Source organism: Bradyrhizobium sp. ORS 86 (assembly GCF_045571475.1).
Classification (GTDB): Bacteria; Pseudomonadota; Alphaproteobacteria; order Rhizobiales; family Xanthobacteraceae; genus Bradyrhizobium.
In genome coordinates, this window is record NZ_CP120699.1 from 7,061,886 (window position 1) to 7,086,108 (window position 24,223).

General features: G+C 64.9%; 22 protein-coding genes and 1 tRNA gene. 10 read left to right on the top strand and 13 right to left on the bottom strand.

Going from position 1 to position 24,223, the window contains the following annotated elements; translation table 11 throughout:
- Positions 1–65: 65 nt before the first annotated feature.
- The 5 genes from tolB to P6U25_RS32690 form a co-directional block, all read right to left on the bottom strand.
- A complete protein-coding gene (gene tolB / locus P6U25_RS32670; RefSeq protein ID WP_407148844.1) occupies positions 66–1,391 on the bottom strand; it encodes a Tol-Pal system beta propeller repeat protein TolB in 1,326 nt (441 codons plus the stop codon).
- A 72-nt stretch (positions 1,392–1,463) separates the two neighbouring features.
- Positions 1,464–2,396 carry a cell envelope integrity protein TolA gene (locus tag P6U25_RS32675; RefSeq protein WP_407148845.1) on the bottom strand — a complete coding sequence of 311 codons (933 nt, stop codon included), beginning with the start codon at positions 2,394–2,396 and terminating at the stop codon, positions 1,464–1,466.
- Between the two features lie 36 nt (positions 2,397–2,432).
- Positions 2,433–2,909: a biopolymer transporter ExbD gene (locus tag P6U25_RS32680; protein ID WP_407148846.1), complete on the bottom strand. Its 477-nt coding sequence runs from the start codon at positions 2,907–2,909 to the stop codon at positions 2,433–2,435.
- Between the two features lie 34 nt (positions 2,910–2,943).
- On the bottom strand, positions 2,944–3,657 hold the full coding sequence (gene tolQ, locus P6U25_RS32685; protein WP_407148847.1) for a protein TolQ: 714 nt from the start codon (positions 3,655–3,657) through the stop codon (positions 2,944–2,946).
- Positions 3,658–5,083: 1,426 nt separating this feature from the next.
- The gene (locus P6U25_RS32690) at positions 5,084–5,683 is read right to left on the bottom strand and encodes a superoxide dismutase (protein WP_407148848.1); all 600 of its coding nucleotides are present in this window, start codon (positions 5,681–5,683) and stop codon (positions 5,084–5,086) included.
- 126 nt (positions 5,684–5,809) lie between these two features.
- Between P6U25_RS32690 and P6U25_RS32695 the strand changes: the two genes are divergently transcribed.
- Together P6U25_RS32695 and P6U25_RS32700 are read left to right on the top strand one after the other, a co-directional pair.
- Positions 5,810–6,340: a GNAT family N-acetyltransferase gene (locus tag P6U25_RS32695; RefSeq protein WP_407148849.1), complete on the top strand. Its 531-nt coding sequence runs from the start codon at positions 5,810–5,812 to the stop codon at positions 6,338–6,340.
- Positions 6,341–6,631: 291 nt separating this feature from the next.
- Complete coding sequence (locus P6U25_RS32700; RefSeq protein WP_407148850.1) at positions 6,632–8,020, top strand: MATE family efflux transporter; 1,389 nt, start codon at positions 6,632–6,634, stop codon at positions 8,018–8,020.
- A 117-nt stretch (positions 8,021–8,137) separates the two neighbouring features.
- On the opposite strand, the gene P6U25_RS32705 is transcribed toward P6U25_RS32700, so the two are convergent.
- The 4 genes from P6U25_RS32705 to P6U25_RS32720 all read right to left on the bottom strand — a co-directional run bounded on the left by P6U25_RS32705 (position 8,138) and on the right by P6U25_RS32720 (position 13,563).
- A complete protein-coding gene (locus P6U25_RS32705) occupies positions 8,138–9,289 on the bottom strand; it encodes a DUF3095 domain-containing protein (RefSeq protein ID WP_407148851.1) in 1,152 nt (383 codons plus the stop codon).
- Positions 9,290–9,482: 193 nt separating this feature from the next.
- Positions 9,483–11,345 (bottom strand): molecular chaperone HtpG, encoded by a 1,863-nt coding sequence (gene htpG, locus P6U25_RS32710; protein WP_407148852.1) that lies wholly within the window; start codon positions 11,343–11,345, stop codon positions 9,483–9,485.
- A gap of 111 nt (positions 11,346–11,456) precedes the next feature.
- Positions 11,457–12,269: an MBL fold metallo-hydrolase gene (locus P6U25_RS32715; protein ID WP_407148853.1), complete on the bottom strand. Its 813-nt coding sequence runs from the start codon at positions 12,267–12,269 to the stop codon at positions 11,457–11,459.
- 199 nt (positions 12,270–12,468) lie between these two features.
- Complete coding sequence (locus P6U25_RS32720; RefSeq protein WP_407148854.1) at positions 12,469–13,563, bottom strand: asparaginase; 1,095 nt, start codon at positions 13,561–13,563, stop codon at positions 12,469–12,471.
- 317 nt (positions 13,564–13,880) lie between these two features.
- Here P6U25_RS32720 and P6U25_RS32725 point away from each other — a divergent pair, with 317 nt between their 5' ends.
- Positions 13,881–15,035, top strand: a complete 1,155-nt coding sequence (locus tag P6U25_RS32725; RefSeq protein ID WP_407148855.1) for an OpgC domain-containing protein — start codon at positions 13,881–13,883, stop codon at positions 15,033–15,035.
- Positions 15,036–15,109: 74 nt separating this feature from the next.
- Entirely contained in the window at positions 15,110–15,820 is a 711-nt protein-coding gene (locus P6U25_RS32730) for an alanyl-tRNA editing protein (RefSeq protein ID WP_407148856.1), read from the top strand.
- Between the two features lie 11 nt (positions 15,821–15,831).
- Here the strand turns inward: P6U25_RS32730 and P6U25_RS32735 are convergent, their stop codons facing one another.
- Entirely contained in the window at positions 15,832–17,121 is a 1,290-nt protein-coding gene (locus tag P6U25_RS32735; protein WP_407148857.1) for an MFS transporter, read from the bottom strand.
- A gap of 169 nt (positions 17,122–17,290) precedes the next feature.
- Between P6U25_RS32735 and P6U25_RS32740 the strand changes: the two genes are divergently transcribed.
- The gene (locus P6U25_RS32740) at positions 17,291–17,755 is read left to right on the top strand and encodes a class I SAM-dependent methyltransferase (RefSeq protein ID WP_407148858.1); all 465 of its coding nucleotides are present in this window, start codon (positions 17,291–17,293) and stop codon (positions 17,753–17,755) included.
- A 66-nt stretch (positions 17,756–17,821) separates the two neighbouring features.
- Here P6U25_RS32740 and P6U25_RS32745 read toward each other — a convergent pair.
- Positions 17,822–17,898 (bottom strand) — tRNA-Met (locus P6U25_RS32745).
- A 313-nt stretch (positions 17,899–18,211) separates the two neighbouring features.
- On the opposite strand from P6U25_RS32745, the gene P6U25_RS32750 reads away from it, so the two are divergent.
- The gene (locus P6U25_RS32750) at positions 18,212–19,645 is read left to right on the top strand and encodes an aldehyde dehydrogenase family protein (RefSeq protein ID WP_407148859.1); all 1,434 of its coding nucleotides are present in this window, start codon (positions 18,212–18,214) and stop codon (positions 19,643–19,645) included.
- A 349-nt stretch (positions 19,646–19,994) separates the two neighbouring features.
- On the opposite strand, the gene P6U25_RS32755 is transcribed toward P6U25_RS32750, so the two are convergent.
- Positions 19,995–20,162 (bottom strand): hypothetical protein, encoded by a 168-nt coding sequence (locus P6U25_RS32755; protein WP_407148860.1) that lies wholly within the window; start codon positions 20,160–20,162, stop codon positions 19,995–19,997.
- Positions 20,163–20,271: 109 nt separating this feature from the next.
- Between P6U25_RS32755 and P6U25_RS32760 the strand changes: the two genes are divergently transcribed.
- The 3 genes from P6U25_RS32760 (at position 20,272) to P6U25_RS32770 (ending at position 22,775) form a co-directional block, all read left to right on the top strand.
- Entirely contained in the window at positions 20,272–20,787 is a 516-nt protein-coding gene (locus P6U25_RS32760) for a CvpA family protein (protein ID WP_407148861.1), read from the top strand.
- Positions 20,788–21,006: 219 nt separating this feature from the next.
- Positions 21,007–21,789, top strand: coding sequence for an SDR family oxidoreductase (locus P6U25_RS32765; RefSeq protein WP_407148862.1), 783 nt, complete (start codon positions 21,007–21,009; stop codon positions 21,787–21,789).
- Complete coding sequence (locus tag P6U25_RS32770) at positions 21,786–22,775, top strand: NADPH:quinone reductase (RefSeq protein WP_407148863.1); 990 nt, start codon at positions 21,786–21,788, stop codon at positions 22,773–22,775. The genes P6U25_RS32765 and P6U25_RS32770 overlap by 4 nt, the downstream gene beginning before the upstream one ends.
- Positions 22,776–22,832: 57 nt before the next feature.
- On the opposite strand, the gene P6U25_RS32775 is transcribed toward P6U25_RS32770, so the two are convergent.
- A complete protein-coding gene (locus P6U25_RS32775; protein ID WP_407148864.1) occupies positions 22,833–23,249 on the bottom strand; it encodes a DUF3775 domain-containing protein in 417 nt (138 codons plus the stop codon).
- A gap of 119 nt (positions 23,250–23,368) precedes the next feature.
- On the opposite strand from P6U25_RS32775, the gene P6U25_RS32780 reads away from it, so the two are divergent.
- Entirely contained in the window at positions 23,369–24,217 is an 849-nt protein-coding gene (locus P6U25_RS32780) for an MBL fold metallo-hydrolase (RefSeq protein ID WP_407148865.1), read from the top strand.
- The last annotated feature ends 6 nt before the right edge of the window (positions 24,218–24,223 follow it).

Consider the following 24,223-nt stretch of genomic DNA (forward strand, 5'->3'; position numbering starts at 1 on the left):
ATTTCAATGCGATAGAAGATAATCCGAGACCAGCGACAAGGTTCCCGGGTATTCTCTTTACCTTGTCAGGACAACAGCGGCGACCAGGCCGGGTCGGACGCGAAGCCCGGCGTCGGCACCCGCAGTTCGTTGCGGCCGGACACGTCGACGGTAAACAGCGACGGCCCGCTGTTGCCGCCGGGGTCGCGGAAGAACATCACCACCCGCCCGTTCGGCGCAAAGGTCGGTCCCTCATTGTGGAAGCCCGAGGTCAGGATGCGCTCGCCCGAACCGTCGGGCTTCATGATGCCGATCGCGAACTGCCCGCCGCCCTGCTTGGTGAAGGCGATGTAGTCGCCGCGCGGCGACCATACCGGCGTCGAGTAGGTGCCGTCGCCGAACGAGATGCGCTGCGCCTGGCCGCCGGTGGCAGGCATCACGTAGATCTGCGGCTTGCCGCCACGATCGGACTCGAAACAGAGCCGCGAGCCGTCGGGCGCATAGGACGGCGAGGTGTCGATCGCCGGCGTGTCGGTCAGCCGCGTCATCGCCTTCGAGCGCAAATCCATCACGAACAGGTTGGCGTTGCCGCCTTGCTGCAAGCTCATGATGATGCGCTGGCCGTCCGGCGAGAAGCGCGGCGCGAACGACATGCCCGGGAAGTTACCGACGATCTCGCGCTGGCCGGTTTCGATATTGAGCAGATAGACGCGCGGGTCACCCTGCCCGAACTCCATATAGGTGATCTCCTGGGTCGACGGCGAGAACCGCGGCGTCAACACCAGATCCGCGCCGCGGGTCAGATAGCGCACATTGGCGCCGTCCTGGTCCATCAGCGCCAGCCGTTTGACGCGGTGTTGCGCGGCGCCGCTTTCGTCGACGAACACGATGCGGGTATCGAAATAGCCCTTCTCGCCGGTCATCCGCTCGTAGATCTGGTCGGAGATGATGTGGGCGATGCGTCGCCAGTATTCGGCGGACGTGTCATATTGCTGGCCGGCGAGTTGCTGGCCGGTGTTGACGTCCCAGAGCCGGAATTCCGCCTTCACGCGCCCATTGGCCTGACGCGTCATGCGTCCGGTCACCAGCGCCTGCGCGTTGATGCTCTTCCAATTGTTGAAGTTCGGCGCCGCGTCGATGTTGACCTGCTTCTCGAGATAGGCCGCCTGGTCGATCGGCGCGAACAAGCCGCTGCGCTTCAGATTGTTGGTGATGACCTGCGTGACGCCGACGCCGACCTCGGTGTCGCCGGGCGTTCCGGCCGCAAAATTCGGGATCGCGATCGGCACCGGCGCGAACTCGCCCTCGGGGATCGTGATGCGCTTTTGTGCGACGGCGGCGCCGCTTCCAGCCAGCGCACCGAGCGCGGCCATTCCGGAAATCATCTGGCGGCGGTTCAGGCGAAACGTCATGGCACGCAAATCTCTTGTCTCGGTCATTGTCGGTAGGCTTTTGTTTGCTATCGGCCAAGCGCCACGGCGGCCTCAGGTCTTTCGCTCTGTGAACACCGGCGCAAAATACTTCCATTCATCGAAATAGGCCGCTGGCAGATTGTACGGCTGGCATTCGATGATCGCCCGCAGCGCGCTCTCCTGGTAGACGCGCAGATAAGGCGTCGCCGGGTGGCCCTCCGGCACCGGCATGCCCTCGAGCGTACCATCGCGCTTCAGCTTGATCGAGAACACGGCTTCGGTCTGCTGCGCTTCGAGGCCGCCATAGGGCTTCTTCCAGCAGCGCTCGACCTGCTGCTTGAACATCGCGCCCCAGGTCGCGGAATTGTCGGCGGCCTTGCCCTTCGACGTGCCGAGCGCGGCGTTGGAATTGAGCGTGTCGCCGGTGATCGAGGCGCGCGTCGGATCGCGCTTGTCGAGCAATGCTGCGATCTTGCTCTGGTCGAACACGCGCTCCTTCGGCTTCTGCTCCGGTGGCGGCTTGGCGGCCTGCTGAACTGGCTTCGGCGGCGGCTTCTTCTCTTCCTTCTTGATCGCTTCCGCGATCGGGTCGGGCTTCACCGGATCGGGCTTCTTCTCGACCGGCTTCGGCTCTTCCTTCGGCTTATTTTCGACCTTCTTCGGCGGATCCGGCTTCTTCTCCTCCGGCTTCTCCACCTTCGGCGTCGGCGCCGGCGCGGTGTCGGTCACGACCGGCGGCTTCTTGTCATCGATCTTGCCGACGGCGTCGTCGACCGGCTTGGCCTCGGCGACCTTCTCGACCAGCGGCTTGGGATTGTCCTTCTTGCCGTCCTTCTGACCGGCCATGACGTGGGAGAGCTGGTCGGAGGAGATCACGTCGACGGCGACGGTGTCTTCTTCCGGCATCACGAAGGCCTTGGTCGAAAACGACACGAGGCCCCACCCGATCACGAGGACGTGCAGGGCAATCGACGCCGCCAGTGTCTTGTCGACCTTGACCTTCAATTCAGGCTTCCCCGTGCCGCTTGCCGCACATGAAGTTTAAGTGCCCCCCTCCGGGATGATGACGATGTTCGCCTTGAACCCGGCGGTCCGGATCTCCCCGAGCAACTTCATCATGTCAGTGTAACAAACGTCCTTGTCGCCGCGCAGATAGACCACGCTCTCGGCGTCCGACCGGGTCTCCCGGATCGCCTTGATCTTCGGCAGCAGGTCGGCGGCCGCGATCGGCGCATCGCCGAGATAGAGCTCGATGTTCGAGTTGCAGCCGCCGCCGGTGCGCTTGACCGACAGCGTCAGCGGCGGCTGGTTCGACGAGATCGACTTGCCGCCGCTCGCGACCGGCAGGTCGATATCGATGTTCGACGTCATCAGCGGCGCCGCCACCATGAAGATGATCAGCAGCACCAGCATCACGTCGACCATCGGCGTGACGTTGATCTCGGCCATCACCGGCTTGCGCCCGCCGCGACCGCGTCGGCCACCGCCGCCGGACGACCCTGCCATGCTCATCGCCATGATGGAGCGCTCGCAAAAGTGATCATCGTCTGTCTCACCCGCGCTCGTCGATCTGACGCGACAGGATGGCGGAGAACTCGTCGGCAAACCCCTCCAGGCGCTGGGCCTGCCGGTTCACCTCCGAGGTGAACTTATTGTAGAAAATAGTCGCCGGAATTGCGGCGATTAGACCAATTGCTGTAGCGAACAGCGCTTCGGCGATGCCGGGCGCCACCACGGCCAGGGAGGTATTCTTCGAGGCTGCGATCGACTGGAAGCTCGACATGATGCCCCAGACGGTGCCGAACAGGCCGACAAAGGGGCCCGCCGAGCCGACGGTCGCCAGCACCAACAGCCGCCGCTCCAGCCGCTCCACTTCCCGGGCGATCGACACGTTCATGACCTTGTCGATCCGCGCCTGGAGGCCGGCAAAGGAGCGCGACTGGCTCTCGAACGAGCGCTTCCATTCCCGCATCGCTGCCACGAAACAGGCGGCCATCGACTGGGTCGGCTTGGCCGACAGCGCCCGGTAAAGCTCCTCGATCGACTGGCCGGACCAGAAAGCCTGCTCGAACCGGTCCATCGAGCGCTTGGTGCGCGCGTAAAGCAGGACCTTGTCGATTGCGATGGCCCAGACCCAGACCGAACAGGACAGAAGTCCCAGCATGACGCATTTGACGACCCAATGGGCCTGCCAAAACAGCGCGATCAGCGACACATCGCTCGATGCCAGTGGCAGAGTTGATTGAGCCACGTCGGCGGGATTCATCGGCAATATCCTCTCAACGCAAGTGTCCCCAACAGGCGGTCCGCAAATCGGCACCGGTTCCATGGCCACGCGCCAGGCGCGGCAAAACTGCGCGAGAGCCTTTTACATCTGTCGCATGGGGGGCCCGTCCAAAGCCGGGCTCTGCTTCCCCTGCCAACATGTCAAAACGAGGGCTTTTCACGCGGCATTCCGACCCTAACCAAACGCTAATCATGGTTAAGGCGAGGTTACCAAAGGGAGATTCCGGGGCCGGAAACAGCGCCGGATGAGCGGGTTGCCGGGCTCCAGGGGGTCGGACCGGCCCGCGCCCGGCCGCCGGTGTCGTCCTGGCAGGAGGCTCATAGGCCGACGGGGACCGTGGGGCAATTGTCAGTTCGTCGTTTTGGCGAAAGCCGGCGCTGCATCCACCGCCGTCGTCCCTGCGAAAGCAAGGGACCCATACTCTGCAGCCGGTGTTGTGAAGGGGGCTGTCGTTCCAGCTTCGCGCAGCAATAAACATTCGCGGTTATGGGTCCCTACTTTCGCAGGGACGACAGCGAGGTTTGGAGCGCTCTGAGTCATAAATCCGCGATCTCGCGACATGATCTGTCCGAGTCCTGCCTCTCGTTCCGCCCTCTCTTGGACAGAGGGCGCAGGGAAAGCCGGGTGCCGATCGCACCCATGGGCCCCGAGCAATGGTAGAAAGCTCGGGGGTAGGACCACAGGTGTAACCGGAGCAATCCCGGCTTTCCCTGCGCGATGGGTTACGGCTTATACGTGCTCGCCCCGGCGAGACTGGGCTTGGTTGTCACCGCTGTTGCAAGACGCAATTGCGTCTTGCAACAGGACACCTGCCACTAGGGCGTCAGGCCTGCACGACTTCGCCGTCCGCCACATGCGCACTCGTCAGTTGCGCAAGCGGCGTCCACCGCATCTCAACCCAGCACTCGTGACGATCGCGAAGCGCCCCTCGGGCAGGTGAGACGGACTGTTCATACATTGAGTTGCACTTCTTGAAAACAGAAATATTTTTGCATGGAGGTCTTGCCATGTCGGGCAACTCAGTGATTGGCGTATTCACGCCAGATGCCGCACGGTGGCGGGCCTAGCAATCAGCCCATCACGGTCGAGCCTGCGATGTTGATGATGAAGGTGCCGCAGGGAAACGCCGTGCCGGCGCGGTGACGTTGATCAGACGGCGCAGCGTCGCGCCGAGTCAGCCGCCGAGGGAGACCAGAAGATAGCTTGTTAGCTGCCCCATCCACACTTTCTGGCGCAAGGCCGCAGCGTCGGCGAGGACCACAAAAAGAAGAGGCGGCAACCGAAGCTGCCGCCCGTGTCCGATGACTCTCTATCGTCATTCCGGGGCAGCCCGCAGGGCTGAACCCGGAATCTCGAGATTCCGGGTTCGATGCTCCGCATCGCCCCGGAAGGACATCGTTTACGATCAGCCGGCCTTGCCGAACAGCTCGTCGACGTAATCCCAGTTGATGAGGTTGTCGACGAAGGCCTTCAGATAGTCCGGACGGCGGTTGCGGTAGTCGATGTAGTAGGAGTGCTCCCAGACGTCGACGCCGAGGATCGGGACCGCGCCGTGAACCAGCGGGTTTTCACCGTTCGGCGTCTTGGCGACTTCCAGCTTGCCACCCTTGACCTGCAACCAGGCCCAGCCGGAGCCGAACTGGCCGGCGCCGGCGGCGGCGAAGTCGGCCTTGAACTTCTCGAAGCCGCCGAGGTCCTCGTTGATCTTCTTCTCCAGCCGGCCGGGCAGCTTGCTGCCGCCGCCATTTGGCTTCATCCACTTCCAGAAGTGGATGTGGTTGTAATGCTGACCGGCATTGTTGAAGACGGCGGCGTTCTTGCCGAACGACCCCTTCACGATCTCCTCGAGGGACTTGCCTTCAAATTCGGTCCCCTTGATCGCGTTGTTGCCGTTCGTGACGTAGGCCTGATGATGCTTGTCGTGGTGAAACTCCAACGTTTCCTTCGACATATAGGGCGCGAGGGCGTCGTGGGCGTAGGGCAGATCGGGTAGCGTGAAGGTCATGGGGTAATGTCCAACAGTGGTGGGAGACTACACTTAACGGGTCCCCCTTATAGAAGGTTCCAACGCGGAGAAACACCGCATTTTCGGATCGGGCATGACAGACCGGCAGAGCCGAGGACGCAAGATATGAGCATCGAGATCGACATCCTCAACGGGGATGCGTCATGGCAGCGCGCCGAGCCGCTGCACCGCGCGGTGTGGGGCCGCAAGGTCGTGGACAAGCAACCGTGGGCTCACATCGAATGGGCTCACGCGGACTTGCGCGTGCTGATCGACGCGCCCGATGACGGCGGGCTCGCCTGCCACGTCGGTATCTACTTCCGGACCATCATCTGGAATCGCCACAAGGTGCATGTCGGCGGCATCGGCGGGGTCACAACCCGCGAGGACTGCCGGCGACGCGGCTATGCGAGCCTGGCCATCGACGCCGCCGTGCACACCATGCGCGCCAACGACGCGGTGAAATTCGCGCTCCTGTTCTGCGAGCCGCACAATTTCGCCTTCTACCAGGCGCGCGGCTGGCACCCTTTCACCGGCGAGGTGTATTGCGACCAGCCCTCCGGGCAAATCCGCTTCGAGGCGATGGCGCCATTCGTCTACGACATCGTCCGCGCCCCACGCGACGGCAAGATCGACCTATGCGGTCTGCCGTGGTGATCCCTGCGCTGGCGGAGGTGGTGCGCACCAGTCGCGGCTCGTAGGATGTCGATCATCATTTATTGACCGCGGGCTTCATCAATTTGACGTCGAATGGCATCGGCAGCGTGCTCCCTCTCCCGCTTGCGGGGGAGGGTTGGGGTGGGGGTTCTCTCCACGAATCACATCGCGGCAAGAGCCCCCACCCGCCGCGCGCTGCGCACGCGTCGGCCTCCCCCGCAAGCGGGAGAGGCGAAGCGAACGCGTGGACAAGCTGGTCACCCGTCCTCGATGTGCGCGAGCCCTTGCCGCATGACCATTGATGCCCCGATCGACGACGCACGCCCCGCCGCCGTCGCGCCCGCGGCGCCGGTCAATCACCTCTTGACCGCGCCGATCCTGCCGACGCTGCTCCGCCTCGCGGTGCCCAACACTATCGCGATGTTCGGCTCGACGCTGGTGGCGGTGGCCGAGACCTCCTATATCGGCCGGCTCGGCACCGAACCGCTGGCCGGCATCGCGCTGGTGTTTCCGTTCGCGATGCTGACGCAGATGATGTCGGCAGGCGCGATGGGCGGCGGCGTCTCGTCCGCGATCAGCCGCGCGCTCGGCGCCGGCAACCGCGATCGGGCCGCCGAGCTCGCGCTGCATGCGGCGGTGATCGGCGCTGGCGCAGGCCTGTTCTTCACCGTGATGATGCTTTGCTTCGGGCGCACTTTCTACACGCTGCTCGGCGGTCGCGGCGGCGTGCTCGAGCAGTCGATGCGCTATTCGCAGGTGCTGTTCTCCGGCGCGATTTCGATCTGGCTGGTCAACACGCTCGCCTCCGTGGTGCGCGGCACCGGCGATATGCGCACGCCGTCGCTGACGCTGATCTCCGTCTCCCTGGTGCAGATCGCGGTCGGCGGCGTGCTCGGGCTCGGGCTGTTCGGACTTCCCAGTCTCGGCATGCGCGGCGTCGCCGCAGGACAGCTCACCGCCTTCACGCTGGGCGCGATCTTCCTCGCCTGGTATCTGCTCAGCGGCCGCAGCCGGCTGACGCTCGATGCCGCCGCGTTCAGGGTCCAACGGGGCATGCTCGTCGACATCCTCAAGGTCGGCGCAATCTCCTGCCTGTCGCCGCTGCAGAGCGTGCTGACCATCCTGATCTTCACCAGGATCCTGGCCGGCTTCGGCACCGAGATGCTGGCCGGCTACGGCATGGGATCGCGGCTGGAATTCCTCCTGATCCCGATCGCCTTTGCGGTCGGCGTCGCCTCCGTGCCGATGGTCGGCATGGCCATTGGGGCGGGCCTCGTCGCGCGGGCGCGCAAGGTGGCCTGGACCGCTGGCGCGGTCGCGGCACTGGTGGTCGGCCTCGTCGGACTCGTGGTCGCGCTCAAGCCGACGCTGTGGATTGCGCTGTTCACCAGCGATCCCGGCGTGACCGCGGCGGCCTCCTCCTATTTCGCGCTCGCCGGTCCCGGCTTCGGCTTCTTCGGTGTCGGCGTCTGCCTTTATTTCTCCGCGCAAGGCGCGGCAAAGGTCGGCGGCCCCGTGCTTGCCGGTACGATTCGCCTGCTGCTGGTCGGTGTCGGCGGCTGGTGGCTGGCTGCTTCCAGCGCGCCGGCGTGGACGCTGTTTGCGCTGGTCGGCGGTGCCATGGTGGCATTCGGGCTCGCGACCGTCATGACGATCAAGCTAACCCGTTGGGGCGATTGATCCGGCAAAGATAACAGTCGCAGAAATCTTTCGACTTGCCACGCAGGCCGGCCGCTCACCCGCAATTCAAGCTCCGCGTGCGACCTCCTCCCGTAGGCGCAAGGTGAAGACGAGCAGCTACGCCGCCCCCTTCTTCAACACCGTCGCCGCGGAGGCGTAACCGCCGCGGGCGCCGTCGATGAAATGGACGTGATCGCTGCGCATCACCGAGGGTGTGAAACAGGTCATCATCGCGGCGTCCTGACGGTGCAGGCCATAGCGCACGACGCCTTGGGCCGCGGCGGCGGCGAGGCGCTGCTCAAGCTCGGCTGCAAGGTCCGGCGTGCAATCCAGGATCATGCGCAGGCCGTCGTCATATTTGCGGAAGTCTGAATTCTGCACGACCTGCTGCAGATAGAGTTTCGGGACGAACTTGCCGACCTTGATGCCGAGGCGAAACACCACATAGGCCCAGAACGCAAAACCCAGCACGACGGCGCGTTGCATCGCGAGCGGGCCGCCGCGCCGCCTGGCGCGCGCTTCGTATTCCATTCCTTGCGGCGGGAAGCGCAGCGGCGGACCGCCTGCCGGGACCGGGCGTCCGGCCTCGGGGCTCCTCTCGACCCGCACGACGATGTCCTCGATCACCTTGCGGAAAGCGGCCGGATCGGCGCTCGTCCCCGGCACAACGAGCACCGACAGGATGACGCCGCGGACTGATGCCATCTCCTCGAACCGGCAGGACAGGCCAGACAGGTCGGGCTGGGTGCCCGGCGGCGCCGGATCGACGGCGAACTCGCCGCGCTTCATCGCGGCGTCGGCGAAGGCCAGTCCGCCGCCGGAGAACATCGCATAGGACAGATTGGCCGAGGGCCCGAAGCGCGCGACGCGGACATCGACGCCCGCGGCACGGATCGAAGCCATCGGCACCAGCGCGACGCGCATGACGAGGTCGAGGTCGTCGCGGACCCAGCGCGCGGTCGCCGCCAGCGCCGCGCGCGCTCTGTCGAGATCTTCGGGCGCGACCGCGAAGCTCGCGCCATCGCCACCGAACACGAAGGGGAATTCGCGGCCCTCCAGCGCATTGGTGACAGAAGCGATCACGGAGGCTCCGGCCATGTTGACGGCCTTGTAGCGCTGCGCCGCGATCGCCTTGGTGGACTCCACGATGTCGGCGACCCCGACGGTCCAGTCGTCGGGTAGCGCCGCATACAGCGCCGGGTCCATCAGGCGCGTGAAGCCGCGGAATACCGGAATGCCGCCGTAGAAAATCTCGCTGCCCGTTTGCATCGCCCGACCGCGCCGTTCCGTTTTCAGGAGTGGTGTAGCAGATACGGGCTGAGGTCGGGATCGGGTTTTGAAGCGTCGCCCGGATGGAGCGGAGCAGCGTAGCCCGGATGCAGCGCAGCGTAATCCGGGGCACTTCAAGGCGTGAAAGGCCCCCGGATTGCCCTTCGCTGCATCCGGGCTACGAGTCCTCAGCCTACTTCGCCACGCCGCGCAGCACGAGCTGGTTCAGGCGGCTCGCGAAGGCGGCGGGATCATCGGGCATTTCGCCGTCGAGGATCTGCGCCTGCTCGAACAGCAACAGCGACAGATCCTTCGCCTGCGCGGTGTCGGCTGCGAGCGCCGCGACCAGCGGATGACGCAGGTTGATCTCGAGGATCGGCTTGGTCACCGCACCGCGGTTCTGCTGGGCGAGCAATCGCTCCAGCGCGCGGTCGCGCCCGTCGCCGCCGGCGACCAGACACGACGCGCTCGACGTCAGCCGCTGTGAGGCGCGAACGTCGGAGACGCGCTCACCGAGCGCATCCTTGACGATGGCGATCGTCGTCGCGGCGTCGGCCGCCGCGTCGTCCTTCTTGTCGTCCTTGTCATCGGTGAGCGGGATCAGGCCGAAATCGACGTCGCCCTGGCTCAGCGACTTCAGCGGCTTTCCGCCGAATTCGAGCGGCGCCGAGGTCCAGAACGCATCCACCGGATCGGTCAAGAGCAACACCTCGATGCCGCGGGCGCGCGCCGATTCCAGCTTCGGATTCGACTTCAGGCGTTCGAGGGTGTCGCCGACGAGATAATAGATCTCGGTCTGGTTCGGCTTGAAGTCGTCGACATATTGCTTCAGCGAGCGCTTCTCGCCCGCGGTGGTAGTGAAGCGCGACAGCGCCAGGAGCTTGTCGCGGCGCTCGAAATCCTCCCATAGGCCCTCCTTGATCACCGGGCCGAACGCATCCCAGATCTTGCCGAAGGTCTCCGGCTCCTTCTCACCGAGGGTCTCGAGCTCGCCGATGACGCGGGTGGTAACCGCTTTGCGGATCTGCGCGAGCTGCGGGTTGTTCTGCAGCATCTCGCGCGAGATGTTGAGCGGCAGGTCCTCGCTGTCGATCACACCGCGGATGAAGCGCAAGTAGGCCGGCAGCAGCTCGGCGTCGTCGGCGATGAAGACGCGGCGGACATAAAGCTTGACCTTGCCCTTGCGCTCGACCTGGAACAGGTCGAACGGCTTGGTCGACGGTGCGAACAACAGCACTGCGTAGGACTGCCGGCCTTCGGCGCGGTAATGCAGCGTCATCGCCGGCTCATCGAACGCGCCCGCGATCTGCTGATAGGCCTGCTTGTAGTCTTCCGGCTTCAGCTCCGACTTCGCGCGCTGCCACAGCGCGCTCGCCGAATTGATCTGGCGCGGCTCGCCCTCCTCCGGCACCAGCAGGATCGGAAACTGGATGTGATCGGAATATTCGTGGACGATGCGCTCGATCTCGTAGGCCTCGAGATATTTCGCCGCGTCCTTTTTCAGATGCAGCACGATCTCGGTGCCGCGCACGACGCGCTTGGCAGCTTCCTCGCTCGCCGGCGCGATCTCGAAGCCGCTGCCGCCTTCCGATGACCATACCCACACCTCATCAGTGCCGGCGCGGCGGCTGGTGACGACGATCTTCTCGGCGACCATGAAGGCGGCGTAGAAGCCGACGCCGAACTGGCCGATCAAATTGGCGCCGTCCTTGGCTTCGGTCAGCTTGTTCAGGAACGACTTGGTGCCGGAGCGCGCGATGGTGCCGAGATTGTCGATCAGCTCCTGCCGGTCCATGCCGATGCCGCTATCGACCACGGCGAGCGTGTTGGCCTTCTTGTCCGGGACGATCCTGATCTCCGGCGGCGCGCCGTCGGCGATCAGGGCCGGATTGGCGATCGCCTCGTAACGCAGCTTGTCGCAGGCGTCGGACGCGTTGGAGATCAACTCGCGCAGGAAAATATCGGTCTCTGAATAAACCGAATGCACCATCAGGTGCAGCAATTCGGCGACCTCGGCCTGGAACGGCTGGGATTCGGCTGAAACAGTGGTGGTCATGGGGGAACTCGGGCAATCCAGGAGGGTTGGAAAGCCCTGATATAGCGCGACCGCACCGGCTGGCAAGATTTGCAGCCCTGCCGGCGCGACCGGTCCGACGACCGGATGCGGTCAGACGCGATCGGAAATAGCGGCAATATAGCGCTTGACCGAGCGATCGAAGGCGGACTTCGCGCCCGAGACGATGTTCTTGCCCCACCAAGCGCCGTAGATGCGGTCGAAGGCGAGCGGCTCGACCACGCGCGCGATCATGCGGACCGCCGCGGCATTGAGCGGGATGTAGTTCGGGTAGGAATACATGAAGCTCACCGAGCGCCGATCCATCGCGACCATCGCGATGTCGCCGGTGAGCAGCGCGCCGCGGCCGTCGGCGCCGCCGCGCCAATGCAGCACGGTGCCGCCGGCAAAATGGCCGCCGGTGCGCACCAGCAGCACATCGTCGGAGAGGCGATAGCTGTCGCCGCGCCACGGCACGATCGACGGATACGGCCGTGTCACCCATTGCGCGTCGTCGCCATGGAGATAGACCGGCGCGTCGTCGAACGCCGCGCTCCAGTCCGCGACCGCACCATAATAATGCGGATGCGAGATAGCGATCGCCTTCAGGCCGCCGAGCGATTTGACATCCGCGATCGCCTCCACAGTGGCCAGCGGCACGCAGTCCCACATCACGCAGCCGCCGCGATCCGGCACCAACAGCGCGCGCTGTCCGATCGCGAACGACGGCTCCAGGCCGATCCCGACCAGACCCATGTCGTCGCGCCAGACCAACCGGTGCCGCTGCGCCAGCTCCTCGCGGCTCAGCCACGTCTGCCCATCCCAGTTGACGTATTGCCGCTCGTCCTCGCAGATCGGGCAGGACGACGGCGGTGTGGCGGCTTCAGAAAATTGCGCACCGCATTGTTCACAGGTCCAGAGGGGCATCGGACATTCACCATGGCTCGCGGGAGACGAGCACGATCATACGCGCAAGCCGTGATGCGACCTAACAACAGCATCGTGAGCGCGGCTGCGCCTGACGCGATATCCACATCTGCTCGCGGCAAACCAATGCTAGAGAGATTGGAACGTTCCGCTCAGAATTCGTCCGGACTCTGGCACACCGCGATCCTGTCGCGCCCGATCACTGCGTCGCGACGAACGCCTGTTGGACCGCCTTCGGCTCGGTGATGCCGTTGGCGATCAGGAGCTCGAGCAGAACGCGCGCCTTCTGCGGGTTGAGGTCGAGCGAGACGGCGAAGCCGAGCTCATCGTCGTTGACCTCGACATTGCGGTTCACGAAGCCGGAGCCGACGCGGCTGGAACGGACCACCACGACGCCCTGCTTCGCCGCGGCGGCGAGCGCATCGATCGCCGCCTTCGATGAGTTGCCGTCGCCGACGCCCGCCAGCACGATGCCTTTGGCGCCGCGCTTCACCGCATCCTCCACCGGCGCAGCATCCATGTTGGCATGCGAGTAGACGATGTCGACGCGCGGCAGCGGCGCGGCTTCCGGCAGCTTCAGCTTCGCCGTCTTGGCCGGCACGGCCGGCTGCAGGAAGCGGAGCGAGCCGGTGTCGACATAGCCGAGCGGCCCGGCACCAGGCGAGCGGAAGGTCTCGACGCTGGTGGTGTTGGTCTTCTGCGCCCAGCGCGCGCCGTGGATGGTGTCGTTGAGCACCACGAGCACGCCGCGCCCGCGCGATTCGGGTGCGGCCGCGACCTTCACCGCCTCATAGAGGTTGGCGGGGCCGTCGGCGCCGATCGCGGTCGAAGGGCGCATCGAGCCGACCAGCACGATCGGCAGCTCGGTCTCCAGCACGTTCTGCAGGAAGAACGCGGTCTCCTCCATCGTGTCGGTGCCGTGCGTGATCACGATGCCGTCGGCTTCCTTGTTGTCGATCGCGGCGCGGATGCGCTTGACGAGGTCGAACCAGACCTTGTCGTTCATGTCCTGCGAGCCGATCGCGGAAATCTGCTCGGCCGAGAGCTGGGCGATCTTGTCCATGCCCGGAATCGCGGCGACGAGATCCGCCGCGCTCACCTTGGCCGAGTCATAGGCGTTGCCGGCGCGCGCGCTGGCCTGACCTGCGATGGTGCCGCCGGTGCCGAGCACGAGCACGCGCGCCCGCGCATCGGACGCCTGCTGCGCGATGACGGGAGGTGCGAGCAGCCCCATCACGAGGACGAAGGCGAGGCCGATCGCGGCAGAACGGTTCGATTGAAGAGGATGCGGCATCTCTTTCCCCCAGCGACACTTTCAAACGAATGCAACCCTCGGTTTTGTCCGCCAACAAATGGACAAAGTTGCGGCAGGCTCCGTGCGACAAGACGCTGACAAGAGAGGTCGCAGCCCGTTCTCGGCGGCACTCCTTCTGTCCCGCAATCGTCGCGGCTGCACGGGCGACGCAGAACGACAACATGGCCGTTCCGCCTCTTCCGCACGAGCCGCGAGCACGCGTCGAAACATGATGCAGTTGAGGCGAAGCTTGCTAGTATGGTGCCCGGGCGCGCCGTACGAACGGCCTCGCAGACCGTATCCGGGGAAACGAACCGATGGAAATCAGGGCTGTCCTGCCGCCGCGTGGACGCGACTATCGCCTCGATCTGCTGCGCGGGTTCGCCAATTGGGCGATCTATCTCGATCACATCCCCAACAACGCGGTGAACTGGATCACGCAGAAGAACTTCGGCTTCAGCGACGCGGCTGACCTGTTCGTCTTCATCTCAGGCTACACGGCGTCGTTCGTCTATGCGCGGATGATGCTGGAGCGCGGCTTCGTGATCGGCGGCACCCGCCTGGTCAAGCGGGCCTGGCAGATCTACGTCGCGCACGTCCTGCTGTTCGTCATCTACATCGCCGAGATCGGCTATCTCTCGCAGCGCTACCACGACCCGAACCTGCAGAATGAGTTCAACGTCGCGGGCTTCATGCAGAACCCGGCCGAGACGCTCTATCAGGGCCTCATCCTGGCGTTCAAGCCCGTCAACATGGACGTGCTGCCGCTCTATATCGCGCTGATGCTGGTGTACCCGCTGGTGCTCTGGGCGATGCTGCGCCGGCCGAATTTGACGCTGGCAGCATCATTCCTGCTCTATCTGGCCGCGCGCCATTTCGGCTGGAATCTGCCGGCCTATCCCAGCGGCTCGTGGTACTTCAATCCATTCTGCTGGCAATTCCTGTTCGTGTTCGGCGGATGGTTCGCGCTCGGCGGCGCGGTCGAATCGATGTCGTTCATCCGCTCGCGCACATTCCTGTGGCTTGGCGCGGCCTATCTGCTGTTCGCACTTGTCATGACGTTCGCGGGTCGCTTCCCTGAGCTCGGCCACGCGATGCCGGCGTGGCTCTACGATGCATTCAACCCGAACGACAAGACCAACCTCGCGCCCTATCGCGTGCTGCATTTCGTGGTGCTCGCCTTCTTCGTCACGCGCTTCCTGCCGCGCGACTGGGCCGGCCTGCATTGGGCGATCTTCCGTCCGATGATCAAGTGCGGTCAGCAATCGCTCGAAGTGTTCTGCACCGGCGTCTTCCTCGCCGTGATCGCGCACCTCGTGCTGGTCGAAGTCTCCGGCAGTATCTGGATGCAGATCGTGGTCAGCGCGGCCGGCATCGCGCTGATGACCGCACTTGCCTACTACCGCTCCTGGTCGAAGAAGGTCGACAAGGCGCCCGCGAAAGTGCCGCCGAGCCCGGCCCCCGCGGAGTAGCTCAACTCGATTTCGTCGGTGTTTGCGGCCTCCGCGAGTGGTCAGCCATCACGTTCATCTGCTAGAAGCATGCAATGTCCCGCGCGTTCTATCACGATCATCCCGACATCCTGCAGCTCGAGGCCGACGTGCTCGATGCCCGCCCGGGGGCGGTTCTCATCGAACGCTCGCCGTTCTTCCCGGGAGGGGGCGGACAGCTTGCCGACCGCGGCACATTGAGATGGTCCGGCGGCGCGGTGCCGGTGACAGAGCTCGGACGCGACGAACGCGGTCTCTGGCATGTGTTTCCCGGCGACGCCCTGCCCTCCGGCAAGGTCGTGCTCGAGGTGGAGCCGGCGTTTCGCGCCCTGATGTGCGAGCTGCACACGCTCGCCCATGTCATCAATGCGCTGGTCTATACCCGGTTCGGCGGCGCCCTTCTCACGGGCGCCCAGCTCAATGCCGACGGCACGTTCCGCGTCGATTTCGATCTGCCAGGCGCCGACAATGAGGGCCTGCGGGCGCTCGAGGCGCCGCTGAACGACGTCATCCGGCGGGATCTTCCGGTGAGCGCATCCTTCATGCCGCACGCCGAAGCGCAGGCCATTCCCGGCCTGTTCCGCAGCAAGGCCGTCGCTCCACCGGTCGGCGAGGACGGCCTCGTTCGCATCGTCGAGATTCTCGACCTCGATCGCCAGGCCTGCGGCGGAACGCACCTTGCCTCCACGGGGCGGGCCCGTCCCGCGCGCATCATGAAGATCGACAACAAGGGCCGTCAGAACCGCAGGATCAAGATTGCGGTCTGATCGGCTCCGGCCTATTTCGCGAGCGGCTTTCCGGCCGTCTCCGGCGCCATCGCGATCAGCGGCAGGCCCACCACATAGATCAGCGACAGCGAGGAGATCGCCAGCGGGAAGCTGCCGGTGCGGGCGGCGAGCGCGCCGATCAGGGTGGGGCCGGCAGCGCCAAGCACGCGGCCCATGCTGAAGGCGAAACCGGAGCCCGCGCCGCGCAGCGCGCTTGGAAACATTTCCGGCAGCCAGATCGTGAACAGGCCGAACACACCGTTGGTGAAGAACCCGAGCACCGGCAGCAGCACCATGAACAGCGTCAAGCTGTCCAGCCATTCGATCGCGACTTCATAGGAGACCACGACCGAGATCAGCCCGCCGATGAAGAACAGCACCGCGGTGCGGCGCCGGCTGCCGAGCCAGCCGGTGATCGAGGGCACCAGGAAGCAGCCGATCAGCGTGCCGACATTGGTGATGAGCCCGGCCACCGCGCCCATCTCCTGCGCGTGCGCAGGGGTCGCGCCCGCTGCCGTCAGCTTGGTTGAAATCACGGTGGGCGCCCAGAAGTTCGACGACCACAGGCCGAAAATGATGCAGGCCATCATCAGCGCCGCGGCCCAGGTGGCCCGCGCCTGATCACCGGCGAACAAGGCCGTCACCGGCGGCCGTTCGCGCGACGCGCTGTGCGCAGGCTCGGGAATGTTGCTGCGCAGATAAGCGATCAACAGCGCCGGCAGGATGCCGATCAGGAACATGCCGCGCCAGCCGAGCGTGCTGCCGATGGCAAGCGTAACGGCGGCGGCCAGAAACAGGCCTGTCGGCGTCGCCGTGTGCAGCCATCCGGCCAATCGCACCCGGGTGTTTTCAGGCACGGATTCCTGCAACAGCGGCGTGCCCGCCGCCCATTCACCGCCGATGCCGAAGCCGGCCACGAACCGAAACAGCGCGAACATCACGATGCCGGTCGCAAGGCCGCACAGCGCCGTGAACAGCGAGTAGACCAGCACCGTCCAGCACATGATCCTGACGCGTCCGTAGCGATCCGCGGCCCAGCCCCAGATCATCGAGCAGGCCCAGCCCAGCATGAAGATCGAGAACAAGAGCCCGCCATAGATGCCGATATTGGCCTTGGTCGCCGCGATCCCGCTCGCGGGCAACAGATCGCTCAACGCGCCGACAAGGACATAGCCGTACATCGATGAGTCGAAGCCATCGAGCATCCAGCCGAACCAGGTCGCCCAGAACACTTTTCGCGGCGACACGGCGCCAGCCGCCGCGACCGGCGGCGCAAGGGTATCGACGATGCTCTCGGTCATGTTTCCTCCGAAGTCTTCTTTTTGCGCGCGAGACTATGACGGGGTTTGCATGAACCGACATCTCCGGCAAACGCGACCGAGGTATCCGACACGAGAATGGCGCCGTACTCGCGACGGACCGCTCAAGACGAACCTGCGTCGTCCCGGTATCCCGGACTGGCTGCGCTTCGTGCCTGTTGATTTCGAGGCAAGCGGATCATGGCGGAAGGGACTTGAGACCGCCAGCTTCGACGCCGCCAGGCCCGCCATCGTGGTCTCCACCGGCGTCAGCATGTATCTCAACAAGGACGCCAACGCCGCGACGCTGCGCGAGGTCGCCTCGCTCGCGCCGGGATCGACATTCGCAATGAGCTTCCTGCTTCCGCTGCAGCTCGCGGATGCGGAGACACGGCCGGGACTCGAGATGGCGGTGAAGGGGGCGCGTGCCAGCGGGACGCCGTTCATCAGCTTCTTCCCCCGCCGGAGATCATCGCGCTGGCCCGCAACGCCGGCTTCCGCGCAGCGCACCATGTCTCAACCGACGAACTCGCCGCGCGCTATTTCGCCGGCCGCACCGATGGACTCCGCCCTACCGCAATGCCGAGGAGTTGCTCGTCGCGCGGACTTAGTCCGGCAGCGTCAGACCAGTCGATGACAACGGTACAGACACGAAAAAGCCCGCCGTGAGGCGGGCCGTTTCATCTCTGCCGGTCGAGAGATTTGGTTGCGGGGACAGGATTTGAACCTGTGACCTTCAGGTTATGAGCCTGACGAGCTACCGGGCTGCTCCACCCCGCGTCAAACCGTTGCATGCCTTGCAGAAGGGGCGCCCGAGCCGGTCGGCCAACGCTTGATACGGCGCCGATCGATCCGTCCGGAGGGCTTCCTGAGAAGGCGACCCGGGCCGAAGCCGGCGGGTGCGAGGCGTATGTATCAACGTCGTCCCGGTTTGGAAAGCCCCGCGAGCAGGTTTTTGAGGATTTTGTGACGCCGAAATCGCGGGTTTTCCTGACAAAATTGCCGCGAGGAACCGGCTCTTGCCAGAAACCGCGCAAAAGCGGAGCTTGGCGCCAACAAAAGCATCATGGAAACGTCATCTGAGGGGAACGCCATGGAGCGACCATTGAAGAGTCCCGGGCTTCACGCGCTCGAGGATACCTTCCAGCGCCAGGTCGAGATGTCGCGAAACGAGCCCGCGCCGACCCTGCAGGCGCGGCTGGACCGGCTCCGGCGCCTGCGCGCCGCGGTCACCGAAAACGAGGCACGGTTCGAGGCGGCGATCTCGGCCGATTTCGGCCACCGCTCCACCGTCGAGACCGTGATCGCCGAGACCATGCTGGTGCTCGGCGAGATCAAGCATGCAGCCACGCACCTCAAGCGCTGGATGGCAACGCGAAAGATCCCGACCACGCTGCAATTCGCGCCGGCAAAAAATCGATTGATTCCGCAGCCGCTCGGCGTGATCGGCATCATTGCGCCCTGGAATTATCCACTGCAGTTGACGCTGGCGCCCGCGGTCGCGGCGATCGCGGCCGGCAACCGCGCGATCATCAAGCCAAGCGAGTTGGTGCCGCGCTTCGCCGAGCTGCTGATGGAGGCGATCGAAAAGAAGTTCGACGCCAGTGAACTCGCAGTGAGCGAGATCGATGAGGATATCGCCAAGGCCTTTGCCGCGCTGCCGTTCGACCATCTGATCTTCACCGGCTCGACCCGCGTCGGCCGCCTGGTCGCGGCAGCCGCCGGACGCAATTTGACGCCGGTGACGCTCGAGCTCGGCGGCAAGTCGCCGGCAATCGTCGACGGCTCCGCCGACATCGACGAGGCCGCCCGGCGTATCGCCTATGGCAAGCTGCTCAATGCCGGGCAGACCTGCATCGCGCCAGACTATGCGCTGGTGCCGGAAGCCTCCGTGCAGCCCTTCGCGATGCGGCTGCACGGCCACATGCAGCAGATGTACGGCACCGATCCCGCCAACCCGGACTACACGTCGATCATCTCGGATCGGCACTACACCCGTCTCGAAGGCCTCGTCGCCGATGCCGCGGCGAAGGCTGCCAGCATCCTGCAGCCGGCCGCGCCCAACGATCCCGACTGGAAGGGCCGGCGCAAATTCCCGCCGACGGTCATCGTCGACGCGACGCCCGAGATGGCCGTGATGCAGGAGGAGATCTTCGGACCGCTGTTGCCCGTGATGCGCTATCGCGACGCTGCCGAGCCCATCGCCTACATCAACAACCACGACCGCCCGCTCGCGCTGTACTGGTTCGGCACCGACAATGCCGCCCGCGACGAGGTGCTGGCGCGCACGGTATCGGGCGGAGTGACCATCAACGACTGCCTGTTTCACTTTGCCCAGGCCCATCAGCCGATGGGCGGCGTCGGCGCATCCGGTAGCGGTGCCTATCACGGCGAATGGGGCTTCAAGACGCTGACCAAGCTGAAGCCGGTGTTCTACCGCTCGCGCTTGAATCGGCTGACCGACCTTTATCCGCCCTATGGGGCCAAGATCGCGCGGCTGGAGAAGCTGATGCGGCTGCTGTCGTAGCTGGTCAAACCGTCATTGCGAGTTCGGACCGGTATGAAGCCGTCGACCCGCTTTGAACGAAAGTGGGTGGTGCAGTCGTCATGGCCCGCGCAGGCGGGCCATCCAGTACGCCGCGGCCTCTCGGTTCAAGCACCGGCCTCTCTGGAATACTGGATCACCCGCATGCGCGGGTGATGACACCGCGTTCACTTCCTAGAGAGCGGAACGAGATGCAAGGCTCGGACAAATCATGTCGCGAGAATGCGGATAGACATTCTCTCTCAGTCGTCATGGCCCGCCACCGGGTCGCGCGAACGCGCGCCCGATGACAGGCTCCGGCGGGCCATCCAGTACGCCGCGGCCTCTCGGTTCAAGCATCGCCCTCTCTGGAATACTGGATCACCCGCATGCGCGGGTGATGACACCGTGCTGTTTGACCCGTGGACTTGGAACTGCCCCTGTCATTGAAGTCGCCGACCCGCTGCGAGGCGCTGGTGATGAGGATGATTTCTTTACTGATATCGAATAGGTCGGACATCGACAGGTTCCCCGGATCGAGTGGCCGATTGATCGCTACAATTGCGCCGAATGTGGTCCCGATTCATTGACCAAGGGACCGTGGCGCAATGGGGTGAGGACTCCCGTGCATGAACAGTTTCGACGCTGTCGTCACCCTCGGGCTACTGTTCGCGATCGTCACGGGCTTCAGCACCGGCCTGTTGCGCAGCGCGATCACGATCCTCGCCTATCTCGTCGCAATGCCGATCGCGGTGGCGATACTGTCGATGGTCGGCCCAGGCATCGCAAACCTGCCGGCGTCGCCTTTTCCCTCCGACGGAGTGCTGTTGTTCGCCCTCTTTCTGGTAACCGGCGTCGTGCTCGGAAAACTGGCGCGAACGATGCTCGACGACGCGGTTGGTTCGGAGATCGGGATCGGTGACCGGCTCGGCGGTGCGCTGCTCGGCGCGGTCAGGGCCGGGCTCGTCGTGACCACCCTGGTCCTGGTTTTCGATCAGCTCGTGCCGCTCGCAAGCCAGCCGCAATTCCTCAACGGATCGCGCTTGCGGCCGTTGTTTTCGGCTGCGGGGCAAACCGGCTTCCGTTCGTTGCCACCGGAGGTCACCATGACCATTGAGCGGTTGCGGCGCGAGCGCCGCATCTAGAGCGTTTTCGAGCGAAGTGGATACCGGTTCGCGTGAAGAAAACGCGTCAAGACTAGAATCTAGAGCTTCGGTTCTGATTCAATCAGAACCGAATATGCTCTAGCCTGTTGCTGTCGGGCATGCACTTATGCATTGGATACGCCTTATCGGCGGCGCCCGGCCTGGCTAGAATGCCGTCGAACCCTTACAAACCGACCCGACACTACAGGGAGTGAAACCGTGGATCTTGGAATCAAAGGCCGCCGCGCCATCGTCTGCGCATCGAGCAAGGGACTGGGCCGCGCCTGCGCGATTGCGCTCGCCAACGAGGGCGTCCATGTCACCCTGACGGCACGCGGCGCCGAGGCGCTGAAGCAGACCGCCGACGAGATCCGCAAGGCGCATCCCAACGTCACGGTCACCGAGATCGTCGGCGACATCACGACGCCGGCGGGACGCGAGGCCGTGCTGAAGGCCTGCCCCGATCCGGACATCCTGATCAACAATGCCGGCGGCCCGCCGCCCGGCGACTTTCGCAACTGGACCCGCGACGACTGGATCAAGGCGATCGACGCCAACATGCTGACCCCGATCGAGCTGATCAAGGCGACCGTCGACGGGATGATGGCGCGCAAGTTCGGCCGCATCGTCAACATCACCTCCGCCGCGGTGAAAGCGCCGATCGAGATTCTGGGCCTGTCCAACGGCGCGCGCGCCGGCCTCACCGGATTCGTCGCCGGCCTGTCGCGCAAGACCGTGATCAACAACGTCACCATCAACGGCCTGTTGCCGGGCCCGTTCGAGACCGACCGGCTGCGCGGCACCGCCAAGCCCGAGGCCGAGAAGCGCGGCGTTCCAGTCGAGCAGATTCTGGCCGATCGCGCCAAGCTCAATCCGGCCGGCCGCTTCGGTCACCCCGACGAATTCGGTTACGCCTGCGCCTTCCTGTGTGGCGCCAAAGCCGGCTTCATCACCGGGCAGAACATCCTGCTCGACGGCGGCGCGTTTCCGGGCACGTTGTGAGGGCAGTCTGGTACGAGCGCACGGGCGCGGCGCCGACGGTGCTCACCGTCGGCGAGATGCCGACGCCCGATGCGGGCCCCGGCGAGGTCCGCGTCCGCCTCGAAGCCTCCGGCGTCAATCCTGCCGATGTCGGCCGCCGCAGCGGCAACTATCGGCAGATGGAATTTCCGCGCGTCGTTCCGAACAGCGACGGTGCCGGCGTCATCGACCAGATCGGCGAGGGCGTGACACGCTTTGCCGTTGGTGATCGCGTCTGGCTGTTCAACGGCCAGCGCAACGGCCGCGCCTTCGGCACCGCGGCGGAGTACATCACGATTGCCGACCATCTGGTGACCCCGCTGGCCGATGACGTGTCCTTTGCGGCCGGCGCGACGCTCGGCATCCCCGGCATGACCGCATGGTGCGCGCTGTTCGCGGATGGGCCGATCACCGGACAGACGGTGCTTGTCACCGGCGGCGCCGGGGCAGTCGGGCACTACGCGGTACAACTGGCGAAGTGGGGCGGCGCGCGCGTGATTGCGACCGTGAGCTCGCAGGCCAAGGAGAGGCAAGCGCGGCTGGCGGGTGCCGACGTGGTGGTGAACTACCGCGCCGAGGACGTGGTCGCCAAGGTGATGGCATTCACCGAAAACCGCGGTGTCGATCGCCTGGTCGACGTCGATTTCGGCGGCAATCTCCCGACCACGCTGAAGCTCATGGCGCAGAACTCGACGATCGCGGTCTATGCGACCAACGGCAACCGTACCCCCACGGTGCCGGTGCGCGAGTTGATGGAAAAGTGCATCACGGTGCGCTCGCTGGCGCTGTTCGCGCTGCCGCCGGCGCTGCTCGCAGCCGCGCAACAGGACATCACCCAGTGGCTCGCGGCCGCGCCCCGCATGCACAACATCGCCGGACAGTTCGCGCTCGCCGAGACGGCGCAGGCTCATCTCGTCGTTGAGAAGGGCGACAAAATCGGCACCGTGATCGTCGACTGTGCTCGGTAATGGACCCAGCCCTGCGTCCTTGCTCTCCTCGCAAGCGGGACGAGGTGAGGCGAAGGGCTAATGGAGCTGCGCGGCGCCCTCGCCACCCGGCAGAAGACCGAGCTCGTCAAGACCTTCTGCAAGCAGGTCGCCGAGCATCGGCTCTCCAAGGAGGTAGCTTGCGGTATTGTGCCCGCGGTGTCCGCGCGCGGCTTCGCGCCTGAGATCCGGCCATTCCTCGATCGAGCCGTCGCCGCGGCCAAGCCGCATCAGGGCAATGAGATCGACCTGCTCATCCTCGCTCAGCGCGTCGATGAAGCCGGCGATCTCACGCACCACCGGGTCCCTACCGTCATCCTCCAACACGTCGATCATGTCGTCGTCTACGCTGTTCGAGCCGGAGTCCGGATCGACCGCTTCCTCCTTGACGTCGAATTCCCGGGCCTTCTCGATCAGAAAGCTGACCTTTTCAGGAGAGATCGTGAGTTCCGGCATTCGCGCACTCCTTCTTCCCACGAGGCGGTAACGCCGAAGGTGCCGACTTGATCCATTGCACCGCGGCGCGGAAACCCGCATGGTTGAGACAGAGCAACAAGAAACGGAGGACACGCAGCATGCACTGGACCGTGGGCGAGGTCAGGATCACCAAGATCATCGAGCTCGAGACTGTCGGCAGCACGCGCTTCATCCTGCCGCTCGCCGGCCGGGAAGAGATTCAGCGCCTGCCCTGGCTGATGCCGCATTTCGCCAGCGAGGACGGTCGGCTGAAGATGTCGATCCACTCGCTGCTGGTGGAGACGCCGGAGCATCGCATCATCGTCGACACCGGCCTTGGCAACCACAAGCAGGGCCGTAATGTGCCGACCTGGAACAATCGCACGGATCCGTTCCTGGAGAAGCTGACGGAGGCGGGCTTCGCACCCGACAGCATCGACACCGTGCTCTGCACGCATCTGCATGTCGATCATGTCGGCTGGAACACCAGGCTCGTCGACGGCAAGTGGGTGCCGACCTTCGCCAATGCCCGCTACATATTTGGCAAGACCGAATTCGATTACTGGCGCGATCACAGCAACGATCCCGCGCACGCTGCCGTGTTCGCAGATTCGGTGAAACCGATCATGGACGCCGGCAAGGCCGAGCTTGTGCCGAGTGATCATCGGCTGACCCACGAGATCACGCTGATCCCGACGCCGGGCCACAGCCCCGGTCACGTCAGCATCCACATCACGTCCCGCGGAGAAGAGGGGTTGCTGACCGGCGACGTCGCCCATCATCCGTGCCAGATGTACCACCTGGACTGGTCGTCGACGGCGGACTCCGACCAGAAGCAGTCGGCCGCAACGCGCCGCGCACTGTTCTCGCGCTTTGCCGATACGCCGACGCTGGTGATCGGCGGGCATTTCGGCGCCGGCCATATCAAGCGCGATGGCGATGCCTTCAGGTTCGTTGCGCTGACGTGACCCGGA

What these genes read in the sequence shown, in the direction of transcription:
- P6U25_RS32705 (WP_407148851.1), bottom strand. Translation starts at nt 9,289, where the DNA reads ATGCAAACGGGCAGCGAGATTTTCTACGGCGGCATTCCGGTATTCCGC.
- tolQ (WP_407148847.1), bottom strand. Translation starts at nt 3,657, where the DNA reads ATGAATCCCGCCGACGTGGCTCAATCAACTCTGCCACTGGCATCGAGC.
- P6U25_RS32755 (WP_407148860.1), bottom strand. Translation starts at nt 20,162, where the DNA reads ATGTCCGACCTATTCGATATCAGTAAAGAAATCATCCTCATCACCAGC.
- P6U25_RS32695 (WP_407148849.1), top strand. Translation starts at nt 5,810, where the DNA reads ATGAGCATCGAGATCGACATCCTCAACGGGGATGCGTCATGGCAGCGC.
- P6U25_RS32680 (WP_407148846.1), bottom strand. Translation starts at nt 2,909, where the DNA reads ATGGCGATGAGCATGGCAGGGTCGTCCGGCGGCGGTGGCCGACGCGGT.
- P6U25_RS32750 (WP_407148859.1), top strand. Translation starts at nt 18,212, where the DNA reads ATGGAGCGACCATTGAAGAGTCCCGGGCTTCACGCGCTCGAGGATACC.
- P6U25_RS32760 (WP_407148861.1), top strand. Translation starts at nt 20,272, where the DNA reads ATGAACAGTTTCGACGCTGTCGTCACCCTCGGGCTACTGTTCGCGATC.
- P6U25_RS32715 (WP_407148853.1), bottom strand. Translation starts at nt 12,269, where the DNA reads ATGCCCCTCTGGACCTGTGAACAATGCGGTGCGCAATTTTCTGAAGCC.
- P6U25_RS32775 (WP_407148864.1), bottom strand. Translation starts at nt 23,249, where the DNA reads ATGCCGGAACTCACGATCTCTCCTGAAAAGGTCAGCTTTCTGATCGAG.
- P6U25_RS32780 (WP_407148865.1), top strand. Translation starts at nt 23,369, where the DNA reads ATGCACTGGACCGTGGGCGAGGTCAGGATCACCAAGATCATCGAGCTC.
- P6U25_RS32700 (WP_407148850.1), top strand. Translation starts at nt 6,632, where the DNA reads ATGACCATTGATGCCCCGATCGACGACGCACGCCCCGCCGCCGTCGCG.
- P6U25_RS32725 (WP_407148855.1), top strand. Translation starts at nt 13,881, where the DNA reads ATGGAAATCAGGGCTGTCCTGCCGCCGCGTGGACGCGACTATCGCCTC.
- P6U25_RS32690 (WP_407148848.1), bottom strand. Translation starts at nt 5,683, where the DNA reads ATGACCTTCACGCTACCCGATCTGCCCTACGCCCACGACGCCCTCGCG.
- htpG (WP_407148852.1), bottom strand. Translation starts at nt 11,345, where the DNA reads ATGACCACCACTGTTTCAGCCGAATCCCAGCCGTTCCAGGCCGAGGTC.
- P6U25_RS32720 (WP_407148854.1), bottom strand. Translation starts at nt 13,563, where the DNA reads ATGCCGCATCCTCTTCAATCGAACCGTTCTGCCGCGATCGGCCTCGCC.
- P6U25_RS32730 (WP_407148856.1), top strand. Translation starts at nt 15,110, where the DNA reads ATGTCCCGCGCGTTCTATCACGATCATCCCGACATCCTGCAGCTCGAG.
- tolB (WP_407148844.1), bottom strand. Translation starts at nt 1,391, where the DNA reads ATGACGTTTCGCCTGAACCGCCGCCAGATGATTTCCGGAATGGCCGCG.
- P6U25_RS32735 (WP_407148857.1), bottom strand. Translation starts at nt 17,121, where the DNA reads ATGACCGAGAGCATCGTCGATACCCTTGCGCCGCCGGTCGCGGCGGCT.